The organism is Pseudoalteromonas sp. R86517, assembly GCF_042466295.1.
Lineage (GTDB): Bacteria > Pseudomonadota > Gammaproteobacteria > Enterobacterales > Alteromonadaceae > Pseudoalteromonas > Pseudoalteromonas atlantica.
Window position 1 is genome coordinate 1,514,275 of sequence record NZ_JAXHCB010000001.1, and the last position, 13,266, is coordinate 1,527,540.

General features: G+C 40.9%; 17 protein-coding genes and 1 pseudogene. 2 read left to right on the plus strand and 16 right to left on the minus strand.

What is annotated here, in order from left to right:
- Positions 1 to 37: 37 nt before the first annotated feature.
- Entirely contained in the window at positions 38 to 349 is a 312-nt protein-coding gene (locus SJY38_RS06795; RefSeq protein WP_029772268.1) for a hypothetical protein, read from the minus strand.
- A 283-nt stretch (positions 350 to 632) separates the two neighbouring features.
- Here SJY38_RS06795 and SJY38_RS06800 point away from each other — a divergent pair.
- Positions 633 to 893, plus strand: a pseudogene (locus SJY38_RS06800) (transposase); the annotation flags it as partial.
- Between the two features lie 233 nt (positions 894 to 1,126).
- Here SJY38_RS06800 and SJY38_RS06805 read toward each other — a convergent pair.
- From SJY38_RS06805 to SJY38_RS06845, 9 genes are all read right to left on the minus strand, one after another.
- Positions 1,127 to 1,408, minus strand: coding sequence for a hypothetical protein (locus SJY38_RS06805; RefSeq protein ID WP_029772267.1), 282 nt, complete (start codon positions 1,406 to 1,408; stop codon positions 1,127 to 1,129).
- Between the two features lie 115 nt (positions 1,409 to 1,523).
- A complete protein-coding gene (locus SJY38_RS06810; protein ID WP_377109470.1) occupies positions 1,524 to 2,030 on the minus strand; it encodes a hypothetical protein in 507 nt (168 codons plus the stop codon).
- 121 nt (positions 2,031 to 2,151) lie between these two features.
- Positions 2,152 to 2,403 (minus strand): hypothetical protein, encoded by a 252-nt coding sequence (locus tag SJY38_RS06815; RefSeq protein ID WP_289107823.1) that lies wholly within the window; start codon positions 2,401 to 2,403, stop codon positions 2,152 to 2,154.
- A gap of 136 nt (positions 2,404 to 2,539) precedes the next feature.
- On the minus strand, positions 2,540 to 3,616 hold the full coding sequence (locus tag SJY38_RS06820) for a serine hydrolase domain-containing protein (RefSeq protein ID WP_377109471.1): 1,077 nt from the start codon (positions 3,614 to 3,616) through the stop codon (positions 2,540 to 2,542).
- Positions 3,617 to 3,763: 147 nt separating this feature from the next.
- Positions 3,764 to 4,099, minus strand: a complete 336-nt coding sequence (locus tag SJY38_RS06825; RefSeq protein WP_096042692.1) for a hypothetical protein — start codon at positions 4,097 to 4,099, stop codon at positions 3,764 to 3,766.
- 147 nt (positions 4,100 to 4,246) lie between these two features.
- Positions 4,247 to 4,648: a hypothetical protein gene (locus SJY38_RS06830; protein WP_377109472.1), complete on the minus strand. Its 402-nt coding sequence runs from the start codon at positions 4,646 to 4,648 to the stop codon at positions 4,247 to 4,249.
- A gap of 112 nt (positions 4,649 to 4,760) precedes the next feature.
- Entirely contained in the window at positions 4,761 to 5,162 is a 402-nt protein-coding gene (locus SJY38_RS06835; protein ID WP_377109473.1) for a hypothetical protein, read from the minus strand.
- 123 nt (positions 5,163 to 5,285) lie between these two features.
- Positions 5,286 to 5,546, minus strand: a complete 261-nt coding sequence (locus SJY38_RS06840; RefSeq protein WP_239636872.1) for a hypothetical protein — start codon at positions 5,544 to 5,546, stop codon at positions 5,286 to 5,288.
- 108 nt (positions 5,547 to 5,654) lie between these two features.
- The gene (locus tag SJY38_RS06845; RefSeq protein WP_273606989.1) at positions 5,655 to 6,152 is read right to left on the minus strand and encodes an SHOCT domain-containing protein; all 498 of its coding nucleotides are present in this window, start codon (positions 6,150 to 6,152) and stop codon (positions 5,655 to 5,657) included.
- Between the two features lie 291 nt (positions 6,153 to 6,443).
- Between SJY38_RS06845 and SJY38_RS06850 the strand changes: the two genes are divergently transcribed.
- A complete protein-coding gene (locus SJY38_RS06850; RefSeq protein ID WP_377110199.1) occupies positions 6,444 to 6,590 on the plus strand; it encodes a phage integrase N-terminal SAM-like domain-containing protein in 147 nt (48 codons plus the stop codon).
- A 154-nt stretch (positions 6,591 to 6,744) separates the two neighbouring features.
- Here SJY38_RS06850 and SJY38_RS06855 read toward each other — a convergent pair whose 3' ends face one another.
- The 6 genes from SJY38_RS06855 to SJY38_RS06880 form a co-directional block, all read right to left on the minus strand.
- A complete protein-coding gene (locus SJY38_RS06855) occupies positions 6,745 to 7,515 on the minus strand; it encodes an SDR family oxidoreductase (RefSeq protein WP_024034127.1) in 771 nt (256 codons plus the stop codon).
- 9 nt (positions 7,516 to 7,524) lie between these two features.
- On the minus strand, positions 7,525 to 8,424 hold the full coding sequence (mmsB, locus tag SJY38_RS06860) for a 3-hydroxyisobutyrate dehydrogenase (protein ID WP_377109474.1): 900 nt from the start codon (positions 8,422 to 8,424) through the stop codon (positions 7,525 to 7,527).
- Positions 8,421 to 9,587 (minus strand): enoyl-CoA hydratase/isomerase family protein, encoded by a 1,167-nt coding sequence (locus SJY38_RS06865; protein WP_377109475.1) that lies wholly within the window; start codon positions 9,585 to 9,587, stop codon positions 8,421 to 8,423. The genes mmsB and SJY38_RS06865 overlap by 4 nt, the downstream gene beginning before the upstream one ends.
- Positions 9,587 to 10,372 (minus strand): enoyl-CoA hydratase, encoded by a 786-nt coding sequence (locus tag SJY38_RS06870; RefSeq protein ID WP_058549150.1) that lies wholly within the window; start codon positions 10,370 to 10,372, stop codon positions 9,587 to 9,589. Before SJY38_RS06870 ends, SJY38_RS06865 begins: the two co-directional genes overlap by 1 nt.
- 10 nt (positions 10,373 to 10,382) lie before the next feature.
- Positions 10,383 to 11,540 (minus strand): acyl-CoA dehydrogenase family protein, encoded by a 1,158-nt coding sequence (locus SJY38_RS06875; protein WP_138611235.1) that lies wholly within the window; start codon positions 11,538 to 11,540, stop codon positions 10,383 to 10,385.
- A gap of 141 nt (positions 11,541 to 11,681) precedes the next feature.
- Positions 11,682 to 13,172 (minus strand): CoA-acylating methylmalonate-semialdehyde dehydrogenase, encoded by a 1,491-nt coding sequence (locus SJY38_RS06880; RefSeq protein WP_029771902.1) that lies wholly within the window; start codon positions 13,170 to 13,172, stop codon positions 11,682 to 11,684.
- Positions 13,173 to 13,266 lie beyond the last annotated feature (94 nt).

The following is a 13,266-nucleotide window of genomic DNA, read 5'->3' on the forward strand; positions in this document are numbered from 1 at the left end:
CTGCGTTACTGTCCCAGTGAACGTGTTTAGCGTTTTGTTATATGCCGTTTTTTCTACGTCCATCTTCATAAAGAACAAAACAGTCTGCACTAATTTTACGAGACTGTTTTTGTACTTCGCACTCTAGTAAAGCTCTTTTGTTGGCGAGTTCTTGATTCGGATATCCATACCCATAGCCACTTACCCATGCGCCGTCTTTTTCCACGGCAACTGCATAAGCTTTCTGATTCCTATAATTTAGATATCTTTTTATATCACTATCCATTTCCGTTTTTGTAGCTTCTGGAATTGATTTTGTAGCGCAAGAACAAAGAACAACTATTGATAATGGTATTAGAAAAAGCTTCATTGTTTAAAACTCCTTTTTAGGCATATGATGAGCCTGTAGATTAACTCGTTATTAAATTTGTTTTTATTGATTAACAAACCATAGCTGAGTTCCTATTTTGGTTCAATTGATTACTGTATTTTTACGCAGAAGATTGAAGTGTTTGATATTGTTTTAATTGGCGTTTTGAAGGGGTTACGAGTGTTTGAGTGGCTTTTATTTAGGGTAAATGGGGGTAATCTCCCCAAAAAATAATAGAAGCCAAATGTAGAATTTTCTCTTATTGTAAACACAGGAGAAAATTATGAAAAAAACACATTTTACAGACAGCCAAATCCTTGCCATTTCAAAACAAGCAGAAAGCGGCGTGCCTATTTCTGAGCTGTGCCGCGAACATGGCATGGGTAATTCAACCTTTTATTAATGGCGCGCTAAATACGGCGGTATGGATGCGTCTTTAATGACACGAATGAAAGAACTTGAAGATGAAAATCGTCGTTTAAAGAAAATGTATGCTGAAGAGCGGTTAAAATCTGATGTTATTCAAGAGACAATGGCAAAAAAGTGGTGAAGGCTTCTGAGTAAATTATTAAATTTGACACCCACTTTATTAAATCTGACACCCACTACCTAGATTCTAATTGGAAGTGCACCACCTAATTCATTATAGACTTCATTTGGTGTTTTAAATCCTAAACATTTTCTAAGGCGATTATTTAGTTGCTCCTCTACCTTTTTTAATTGCTGATGGCTTACTTTGCTAATGCCGCGCTTTTTGCGGCGAACTTAGGCAACTTGTTAGTGAGCATCTTTAATTGGCCAGATGAACTTACGAGCCACGAAAAACACTACAACGCCTATTACTGCAGCGGCAGTTCCGCCGAAAAGTTGTGCGACCGGCCACATAGAAGCACCACCACCTTGGTAAGGAACAAAATACTCTGTATATAACAGTGAACCTAATAGGCCCAACCAAGGCACTGCACCTGCAACAAAAATTGCTAATTTGTGCCTCATATACTTGGCGACCAACAAACCAACTAAACTCGATAAAGTTATTAAAATATACCAAATATTCATGTTAAGCCTCCTGCTCACTAACGCCCTAATAATGGGCAAAAAATTGTTGGCTAATATGTTGAGGAACGAAAACAGCCAACTGTTTTTTGTCCTTATTAATTAGCTTTTTAGCAAGCTATTTAACCACAAGTTTAACGGATTTACCTACATTAAGTCTGTGTGATACCAGAAATATATCTAATGTTAAATTTAATGGCTCTATCTCTGATTTTTGAGGCTCTAGCCAAGGGAATACCAATTTCATTACTCCATTATCTATACGTCCAGTCATGGGCGTATCCGGAAATATTAAATCAGGTTGTTTTCCTTCGGTGAGTCTAACGTAAACACCAAAATCTGAAATTTTATATGAACTGCTTTCTGGAAGAGATACGCTTAACTCTATAATTCCGAAATCAGAACAAGCTGAACTTCGTTTGCCTGATCCCCGAGACAAACTACTTAATTCCACTACTGGCTCTGGCACTAGCTCCCAAAAGTAACCGTTTTCGGATTGTTCAAGGGTAACCGCATTCCAACTATCGGGAATTGGGGTAAACATTCTCCAACCAGCAATTGAACAGGAAAGACTGTTGAATGAGACCAGATTACAAAGTAGTAAAAATAATAGTGAGTATTTCACCGAGCTTTCCTTGCTTGCTAACGCCCGCCTAACACGCAATGTGTTGGCATAGCTTTTTGCGTTGTTTGCCAAAAACATGATAACGTAACATTGTCGGAGTTTAGGCGCTTGTTATATAACCTTACTTTGTTTTATTTCTTGTTTCCATTAACGTGATACGAGCATTAACTTTTTTAATCGCATGAGCAACATAATAATAAAGAACAAAAAATGCTGATATACCTGTTATTAAAGCGGCTGGTATAGGTGGAATAGTTAGAGTAAGGATGAGCGCGATTGTGGAAATTCCAATGACAATAAGCCATGTGTGGGTTGCACTGAAAAGTTTTCGATTTTGTTGCTCGATAATTTTTATACTTTGATCTATATCCATAAACACAAACTCCTTGGGGTATATAACGCCGTTTTAAGCGGCTAATTGCAGTTGGCTAAAATAAGTGAGGCACGAACAAAAAGCCAACTGTAATTTGTCCGACTTGAAAACCCTTGTTAGGCAGCATTAAACAAACTTAATTATAGTGAGTAATAATTGCTCTCATCACCTTCGATTGAAGTTCATAAGTCTCATCACCGCCGTTAGTCAAAATAACAATTTCTAGATCATGCTTCGGATAAAAAAATAATTCTGCTTGATAGCCATCTTGTGAACCGCCATGAGAATAAAAAGGCTCATCACCCCAACCTATAATCCAACCTAAACCAAAGGTGCCATCATTACCTGCATCACTATGCACTTTTGTCATCGAAATTAACGATTTTTGACTAATAATTTGTCCCTCTTTCAATGCGACAATAAAGTTGTTCAGGTCTTCAATACTACTGACTTGAGCCATTGCCCCTGTGGTATATTGACGAATACCAAAAATAGATTCCGTTTTAGCATAATTAAGAGCGTCATTAGGCTTAATAGTGACGCCTTTCTCGACAATGTAGCTATTTTTCATATTTGCAGGAACAAAGATATTCTCACTCAAATATTCTGAAAAACTAACTCCGCTAACCTTTGCTATAACCTCAGCTAACAATACGTAACAACTATTACAATAAATCGCTTTATCGAAAGCTTGTGGTTTAACCTTAATCATATTTGAGGAAATAAACTTTATAACATCCTGATTTGTTGATGAATTTACTAAGTTCAGGTTTGAATCAGAGAAGAAGTCATCAGAAATATACACCCTATGAGATAGTAAATGCTTTATCGTAATATCTTCCCAACCTGTGGGTAGCTCTTGAATGTATTTGGTTATTTGATCGTCTAGAGAAAGCTTTTTCTGCTCAACTAACTTCATAATTGCCAGTGCAGTAAAAGGTTTACTAATTGAGCCAATTCTAAACCCTGTATGAGAGCTAATCGAATTATTATTAACTTTATTAGCAAGCCCTTTACTTAACTGATAAATAATTTCATTATTTTTTTTAACTAAAACACTAACACCTGGCTGGTCTTCTTTTTGCTTTGAAAGTATTACATTTAAGTTATCTACAAGAGCGCTTTTATCTTGAGAATGTACAACACCAATTACAGGTGTGCTTGCTAAATAGATAAGTAAAAACAGAAAAACTTGAGTTATAATTTTTTGCATTATTTCTTCTTCCTTGACTGAGGCACAACTTAACCAGCTGCCTAACGCCCTCGGTAAGGGGCTTTTTATTAGTTTGCCATAATTGTGTAGCGAAGCGAAACTCGGCAAACTGTAAAAAGTCCCGCTTGAACAGCTTGTTATGTGTATTTAAAACAAATCTATTTTTTGATTGACGTGTTCCATTATTTCATCGTATTTAAATTCGTCAATCTTACCTGCAACAACAAAACAAAATAGATAAGAAGAAACATAATTAAATTTATATTGTTTAATAGAATTAGGATCGAAAGAGCAATCTGTTTGAACTTGTTGTTCATTAGCTTCAGACATTTCCTCAAGTAAACTGACTCTTTTTATATTTTGCCTTTCTGCAAAAAATAGTGGAGCCAATTTATACATATTTTCTTTAGGGATCTCACCACTACTTACGGCTGTAATTGCAGATAAAAGAGATTCTTCTGTTTCTTGTAGCCATTCATCCATTTTTAAATACACCTGAGATACACATAACTTCCCAATAACGGGCGCAGACATGTGGGGCATAATGGCGAAGCCGCCCCGCGTGTATGCGTCCCAGCGAACGAAGTGAGTGTGTTGATTGGGTTGTTAGGGTTACAACTGCTCAGGAGCTTATCCTTTATGATCAACACGGAACTTACCTTTAACTGCGAACCAAATACCAGGGAAGCCGAAAGCAAAGAAAAACAATACAGCATTGAAAATAGATGGCTTGGATCTATGCCCTGATATTAATTGGCCCTCACCCAATTGACTCAGAAAATATACAATGGATAAGCAAAATGCGATAAGTCCGATTACGCGTCCTAAATAGTTACGTATCTTGCCACTAGTGACGCACATTACAAAGATGATAAAGCAAAAAAAACCAAACCCATAAATAGCTATTGGCTTACTCATATCGGGCGCAATTAAAATCATGACAACGCCAAAAAGGCCAGAAGTGCTACCAAGCAAGATTCTGGAAAAGGGACTTAATCCTTTATTGAGTACCTTTTGGCCAGATTTATACATGTTAACTATCCTTGTAACCCTAACGCCCCACTTAGGGGCAAATACACGTAGGCTAAAATTGGAGCGAAGCGACTGAGCCTACGTGTATTTGTCCCAGCCCGCTTGCGGGCGACTACAGTGGTTTGTTAGAAGACGATGTTTCTACTACCTCTGGTTGCTCAAAAGCTAAAACCGAAACACACTCGTTTAAACCAATAATTAGATATTCCTTTGGCTGATATAGCTTTCCCGTAACGAAGTGATCTCTAGTTTTTTCCAGAGCATTCCAGCCGCCGTCGATTACTTCAAAACACCAACCAGTCTTTAAGTTACATTTACTCCAAAACTCGCCTAAATCACCTTCATCAAGCACTCTGAAACCATAAATAGCATCGAAATGAACTTTTAAACTCCAACACTTCGATTTGACAACAATGGTTAAGCATTCTTTGTCGAATGTAATTTCGTCAATGTCTACTGTAGTGTCTGATTCGAAATCAGTCTCTACTTTTACAACCTTAGGCTCATATATCATCGCTAGTCTTCTAACTTTTCAGTAACGGGCGCAGGCAAGTGGGGCATAATGGCGAAGCCGCCCCGCGTGTATGCGTCCCAGCGAACGAAGTGAGTGAGTTTATTGAGTTGTTATATGCCATTGTTAATGACTACCATCTGACCCAGCTCCGCTACTGTCTCTGTTGCCACCACCAAATTCAGAATACTTCTTAGTTGGTTGATCCTGACTTTTATTAAACTGCCAAAGAGCAACTGCTCCAATGATTGGAATTAACCAAGCAATAATTATTTGAGCAATTTTTTGAACAGAGTCTAAGTCTTCTCTTTTGGCTAAGAATACTGATACTGCAATGCTAAGTACTAAGTATGTGACTAACGCAGAGTAAATAAAAAGAGAATCCATTTCACAATTTCCCGTGGCTTATAACGCCGCCATAAGCGGCTAAGTAACGTTGGCTATAATAAGTCGCGAGCCGACTGTTACGTGTCCGTTTAATGGCCTTGTTAAGTGTTATTTCTCAGCTAATATTTTTTTCTTTTCAGCTTCAAACTCTGCTTGGGTCAGCGTACCGGTATCTAGAAGCTCTTTGATTTTTATTAGGCGCTCATATTTGTCGGTTACCGCTACAGTTGTTTGTGTAAGCTCTTTATCAACGCATACAAAAATTATTTCTATTCTTGGGAAGTTTCCAAGGATATATGGTGGGGCAGCAGTATGCTCTGAAACAGTTAACATTTTTTTATTGCGATCTTTTTTACGGCAAAAATCATTTGCTCTTTTGGTCGCAGACTTCCTAATTCCGGACGTTCCACTAAAACCTGTAGATGCTTGATGAAAGACTCTATATCTTTCACCTTGAACTTCTTCATCTAAGGTATAAAAATCTTTGCCTTCATATACTGCACCTTCAAAATGTGAAGTGCTTTCACTTTCCTTTTGAATTGGCGACATACTTGAACAAGCACTCAAAAACAAAAAGATTGGAGCAACACAAAATAACTTTTTCATAAACCCCTTAGGTTGATATGACCAAAACACTTAACAATTTTGTCTACGACATTTGTCGTTTTATAAACCGACAAATGTCCATATATTACAGTGCATTTATCTTAACCATCAAATAAACACCTGTAAACAATTAGTTAACTGGAGAATATTTTTAATCAATGCACAAATACACCGAAATGGTGGAGATCAGTAATATTGGACAAAACAACAAGCACTGTCTATATATACAGTTGATTTTTACTAGAGATTCATATCATGAAATCATCTTTTTTAACTATGATAGCCGAACAAATGTATCTAAAGCGTTTTGCTAAAAGTACCATTAAAGCGTATTTATACTGGATAGCTTCGTTTATTCGATTTAACTCTATGAGGCACCCAACAACAATGGGAAATAATGAGGCCGAACTTATTTTGAATCACTTAGTCAACCAATAAAAGTGGCTCCTAACACTCAAACCAAGCTTTAAATGCGTTGAGCTTATTATTTAAAGAGGTGATTCAAAAGCCACTCTTATTAGGCATTTTTTAAAACAAAAAAGCACAGCCCACAAGTGCCATGCTTTTTAAATCAATCTTAACCTAGTTCGGTTTACAAACGAATACCGCCGTCTATTTCAACCACGCGACCGGTGAAAAAGTCGTTTTCGATTATGTACTGTGCAGTATGGGCAATTTCGTCGCTTTCGCCTAAACGCCCTACGGGTGTTACTGCAAGCATGCGCTGTTTGGCTTCGGGTTTCATGGCGTCGGTCATAGCGGTACTTATTACACCTGGTGCAATAGCGCCTACGCGTATACCAAAGCGGCCAAGCTCTTTAGCCCACGTGGTGGTAAGTGCCACTACGCCTGCTTTTGAAGCTGCGTAGTTTGTTTGCCCAATATTACCCGCGCGCGCTACGCTCGACATATTCACTATTACGCCGCCTTTGCCTGACTCAATCATGTGGCTTGCAGCTTCGCGCCCTGCTAAAAATACGCCAGTGAGATTTACATCAATCACTGATTGAAATTGCTCAAGTGACATTTTTTTAACCACTTTGCCGTCTTTTGCTTTTATAAACATGCCGTCGCGTAAAATGCCAGCGTTGTTTATAAGCACGCCAATGTGGCCAAAATCGCTGTTAATAGTATTAAATACGTTTTCTACTTCGCTCTCAACAGTTACGTTTGCGGCGTAGCCTTTAATAGTGCCAGATACACCTTCAAGCTGTGTTAGTTTCTCGCACGCTGTGTTTAATAACTCTTGCGCCATATCTATAAGTGCGATGTTAGCGCCCATAAGGGCAAATTTTTGCGCCATTGCAAAGCCTAAACCTTGTGCGCCACCGGTTATTACTACCGTGTTATTTTTAATTTCCACGCCTTGCTCCTACTTAGAAAACAGTTTAAAAATGGCGCTAAAATCATCACTGCCAGCACCTTGGTGCTGTAGCATAGTGTATAAATTTTTAGCCATTGAACCCATTGGGGTTGAAGAATTACTTTGCTGCGCGGCTTCCATGGCAAGCCCTAAATCTTTAGCCATTAAATCGACCATAAAGCCCGGTTTGTAATCGTTACTTGCAGGGGCTGTATCCATTACGCCTGGGCATGGGTTGTAAAGCTCAAGCGTCCAGTTACGGCCAGAGCTTGCAGTCATAATGTCGCTGAGTACTTTTGCATCTAGCCCATTATTAATACCCATTTGCAGGGCTTCGCTCGTACCTGCCATTAAAATACTTAACAACATGTTGTTGCATATTTTTGCAACTTGTCCTGCGCCAATATCACCTGCATGAAATATGTTTTTACCCATATCATTAAGCACAGGTTGTGCGGTATTAAACGCGGCTTTACTACCACCAACAATAAACGTAAGCGTGCCTGCGGTTGCCCCAGCAACACCGCCCGATACCGGTGCATCTACAAAGCTAATACCCTGCTCGCCAAGTGCGCTGCCAACCACACGGGCCGACTCTGCATCTATTGTTGAGCAATCTATCACTAAGGTGTTTTTGCTAAGCACATTAATTAAGCCGCTATCATCGTTATTGCCTAAATAAAGTGATTTAACATGTTTGCCCGCAGGTAACATACTAATAAGTATATCGGCATTGGTTGCACATGCTTTTGCATTTTCAGCTGCGTGTGCGCCTTTACTTGCGAGTTCATTTAAGACCGACTGGTTTAAATCAAATGCTGTAACATTATGGCCGGCTTTAATTAAGTTAGCCGCCATAGGGCCGCCCATATTACCTAAGCCGATAAAACCAATATTTAGTTTAGTCATCGTCTTTCCTTTATGTGTGTGTTGGGGGTGTCTAAGCCATTGAGAGGGTGGTTTTCGCTAAAACGGTTAGCAAAAAAGCTCTCTATTATGGGTTGTGGTACATCACTCAGTGTTTTGTATTGCCAATTAGGCGCGCCGTCTTTATCTATTAATAGTGCTCTTACGCCTTCTTGAAATTCACCTACTTCGCCAGCGCGTACCGACATACCCAGCTCCATTTTAAAGCACGCTAGTAAGCTTTTGCCTTTACTGGCTTTTAGCTGCTCACTTACTAGCGCGCAACTTAGTGGGCAACCATGCTTAAGTGATTTTTGGGCGCGTTGCAGCCATTTATCGTCAGTAGCTAGGCCTAAAATATAATCAACTTGTTCTTGTAGCGTATTAAATTCAGCTAATTTTTGAATGGTTGCTAAGTTAGCTTTAATATTGCCTTTGGGCATACGCGCAGATTGGTTATCTAAATCGGTTAATAATTTAGTCAAACGCTCATGATTTAAGCTTGCGGTTTTGCCCCACTTAGCCGCTAAAATTTGCGCTAGCATGGCATCATATTTAGTGCTGTCGATAAAGTAATCGGCTAGCGATACAAAGCGTGCATCTTCACAATTAATAGAGGCCGATGTTAGCCCTAAAAATAGCCCGACGCTTTGTGGCATTTTATGTAAAAAGTAACTACCGCCTACATCTGGGTATAAGCCTATGGTTTGCTCTGGCATAGCAATGCGCGATGTTTCGGTTACTACGCGGTGGCTAGCACCGGCCATTAGGCCTAAACCGCCCCCCATTACTATGCCGTGCCCCCATACTAAAAGTGGTTTTTCGTAGCAATGAATAAGGTAGTCCAGCTGGTACTCTAGGGTAAAAAAGTCTTCCACTAAGCTTGTTGGTTTTCCTTGCGCCATTGCATGATGAAGGCTAACTACATCGCCACCAGCGCAAAATGCTTTATCCCCTGCGCCTTTTAACAATACCATTGCAATTGCATCATCGCTTTGCCAAGCGAGCAGCTGCGGCTCGAGTAATTTGATCATGTCAAAATTAAGGGCGTTTAATGCTTTAGGTACGTTGAGTGTAATAAGCCCAATTAAGCTGCCATTTGCTGCACTTGCCGTTTCAAATAGCACGGGGTCATCGGCATTATTTAATAACGTTAAATTACTCATTAGCCATTTACCCAATTTGCGCGGCGTTTTTCTAAAAAGGCATTAACGCCCTCTTGTTGATCTTGTGTATCAAACAGCCCAACAAACAATTCACGCTCAAGAGGCAATACGCTTGCCATAGGTTGATGGCGCCCTTTTTGTATAAGCGTTTTACATGCAGCTACCGAGCTTGGGCTTTGTTCGCTTACTTGATTGGCAAGTTTTAATGCCGCTGCAAAGCTTTCCCCTTGTGGGACTACTTCTTCTACTAAGCCAATTTGTAAGGCTTTATCGGCTTTTAAGCGCTCGCCACATAAAATCATGCGTTTTGCCCAGCCTTCGCCAACAAGCCATGCTAAATTTTGTGTGCCACCCGCGCACGGTAATAAACCCACTTTTGCCTCTGGCAGTGCCATTTGTGCCTGCTCTTCTGCTATACGAATATCACACGCAAGCGCTACTTCTAGCCCGCCGCCCATGGCATAACCGTTAATGGCCGCAACCGACACCCCTGTAAAATTAGTCAGTGCTTCAAAGGCTTCACCAAATACACGCGACATATCAGCGGCAACGCCTTTATCGCCACTAGCAAATACGTTTAAATCGGCCCCGGCGCTAAAAAACTTCTCGCCTTCGCCAGTAAGCACTAAGGCATAAATGTTTTTGTTGTTATTAAGCTCGTTAACTTTGTTTTTTAAATCAATTAAGGTGTCTTTTGTCCAGGTATTAGCTGGTGGGTTACACATAGTTAAAATAGCAACATGGCCTTCGGTAGTCAGTTCAATACTTGGGTTAGATTGTGACATAACTTGCTCCTTATAAAACGTCGCTTGCAGACTCGGCTAAAATACGGCGCGCTATAATTACACGCATAATTTCGTTAGTGCCTTCTAAAATTTGATGAACGCGTACATCACGTACATGGCGCTCAAGCGGGTATTCTTTTATGTAACCGTAACCACCATGTACTTGCAGTGCCTCGTTACACACGTTAAAGCCAACATCGGTGGCAAAACGTTTAGCCATGGCACAGTAGGTAGTTTTTTCACTATCGCCGGTATCAAGTTTAAATGCCGCCAGCCTTACCATTTGGCGCGCAGCTACAAGCTCAGTGTTCATATCTGCAATTTTAAACTGCAAAGCCTGAAACGCAGCCAAGGGTTTACCAAATTGAGTGCGCTCTTTTAAGTACTCTTTTGCCGTGTTTAGCGCAGCTTGTGCTGTACCAATTGAGCATGTGGCAATATTAATGCGCCCGCCATCTAGGCCTTGCATGGCAAATTTAAAGCCTTCGCCCTCTTTACCTAATAAGTTATGCGCCGGAATACGTACATCTTCAAAACTAATTAAGCGTGTTGGTTGTGCGTTCCAACCCATTTTCTCTTCTGCTTTACCGTATTCAACGCCTTGTGCGTCGGCAGGGACTACAAATGCCGAAATACCCGCAGCACCTTCGCCACCGGTACGCGCCATAACCACTAAAACTTCAGTTTCACCTGCACCCGATATAAACATTTTTGAGCCGTTAATAACGTACTCATCACCTTCAAGCACAGCTTTTGTTTTTAGTGATGCTGCATCTGAGCCCGCCCCTGGCTCAGTTAAACAATAAGAGGCAAGTAGCTCGCCCATTACTAGTTGCTCTACGTATGCATCTTTAACTGCATCTGTACCAAAACTAGCTACCATCCACGTAGCCATATTATGAATAGTTAGCATGGCCGTTGTAGCTGTACAGCCCATCGCAAGCTGCTCAAATATAATGCTTGAATCTAAACGTGATAAACCAAGGCCGCCGGCTTCCTCTGGCGTGTATAAACCGCAAAAGCCAAGCTCGCCCGCCGCTTTAATCGTATCTTTAGGAAAAATATGCTCGCGATCCCACTTTGCTGCATGTGGAGCAAGTTCTGATTCTGCAAATTGGCGTGCAGTTTCTGCAAAGGCTTGTTGATCTTCTGATAAGTTAAAGTCCATGGTAGACCTCTTTAATTGTGTTGTTAGTGTGTCCCATTAGGGTAAATGAGTGAAGAGCGGCAAAGGCTGATGTGTGTGTTCTAGTTGCTTGTCAGCGGGTTTAGCCTTTGCGCCCTTCTTTATTATTATTTTTGAGTGTGTTTATTTTAAATTAATGCTCATGTTTGGACCTGAAGCGATGTCGTCTTCAAACCAACGTGAGGTAATGGTTTTAGTTTCTGTGTAAAAACGTATACCTTGCTTACCATAAGTGTGTGTATCGCCGTAAAACGAGCCTTTCCAACCCGTAAACGAGAAAAACGGCAGCGGCACCGGAATAGGCACATTAATACCCACTTGGCCCACTTCTATTTCGTGTTGAAATTTACGAGCCGCAGCGCCACTTGAGGTAAATAACGAGGTACCGTTGCCGTACGGGCTTTCGTTAATAAGGGCAATTGCCTCATCAAGCGTATCTACAAACATACAGGCAAGCACAGGGCCAAAGATTTCTTCTTTGTATAAGTCCATCTCTTTTGTCACATCGGTAAATAGAGTTGGGCCAACCCAGTTACCTTGATCAAAGCCCTCTACTGTGTAGTTTGAGCCATCAATTAAACAGGTGGCGCCTTGCTCTTTACCGCTTGCTATAAGCGATAAAATACGCTCTTTTGCTGCTTTTGATGTTTGTGGGCCGTAGGCTGCGTCTTTGTCATCCCACACGCCTGGGCGTACGGTTTCAAAGCCTGCTTTTATTTCATCTACCCACTCACTTGCTTGGCCTACAAACACAGCCACCGAAATACCCATACAACGCTGGCCTGCTGCACCAACCGATGCGCCAACTAGGTTATTTACCACGTGCGATTTACTCGCATCTGGCATAATAACCATGTGATTTTTAGCACCCACACACGCTTGTACGCGCTTAAGGTTTTGTGTGCCTTTAGAATAAATGTATGCACCTACACCACACGAGCCCACAAACGAAATTGCACGTACGGCTTTGTCTTCTAATAAGCGGTCTACTTGCGGTTTTGTACCATGAACCACTTGTAATACGCCTTTTGGTGCGCCGGCTTCAATAAATAGCTCAGCTAAACGCATTGGAGTGAGCGGGTCTTGCTCAGAGGGTTTTAAAATAAAGGTGTTACCACATACAATAGCTAGCGGAAACATCCAAAGTGGGATCATCGCCGGAAAGTTAAACGGCGTAATGCCTGCACATACGCCAAGGGGCTGCATGTAAGAATAGGTATCGATTTTACGGGCAACGTTTTCCATTGTTTCGCCCATCATTAGTGACGGTGCGTTAGCTGCTTGTTCTACTACTTCAATACCGCGCCATACATCGCCTTTTGCATCTTCAAACGTTTTACCTAGTTCGTGGCAAATAATGGTTGCAAGCTCATCGTGGTGCTCTTTTAACAGCGCCGCGTATTTCATCATAATGCGGGCACGCTCGGTAATGGGCACATCTTTCCATGTTTTAAATGTTTCTGAGGCCGAGGCAATCGCTGCATCCATTTCTGAGTCGGTAGTGCATGGAACTTGCGCAAGTACTTCTTGGTTTGCTGGGTTAATTACATCAATAAGCTCGTTTGAAGCCGACTGAACAAATTCGCCATTTATAAGTAGTGGAACTTGGTGCATGGGTAAATCCTGTTGTTAGTGTGTTCTTTTAAAAAATGGCACCGTTTTGTTATTAGTATGAGTACGGTGCATTTTAGTTGCTGTTCGTTAATTA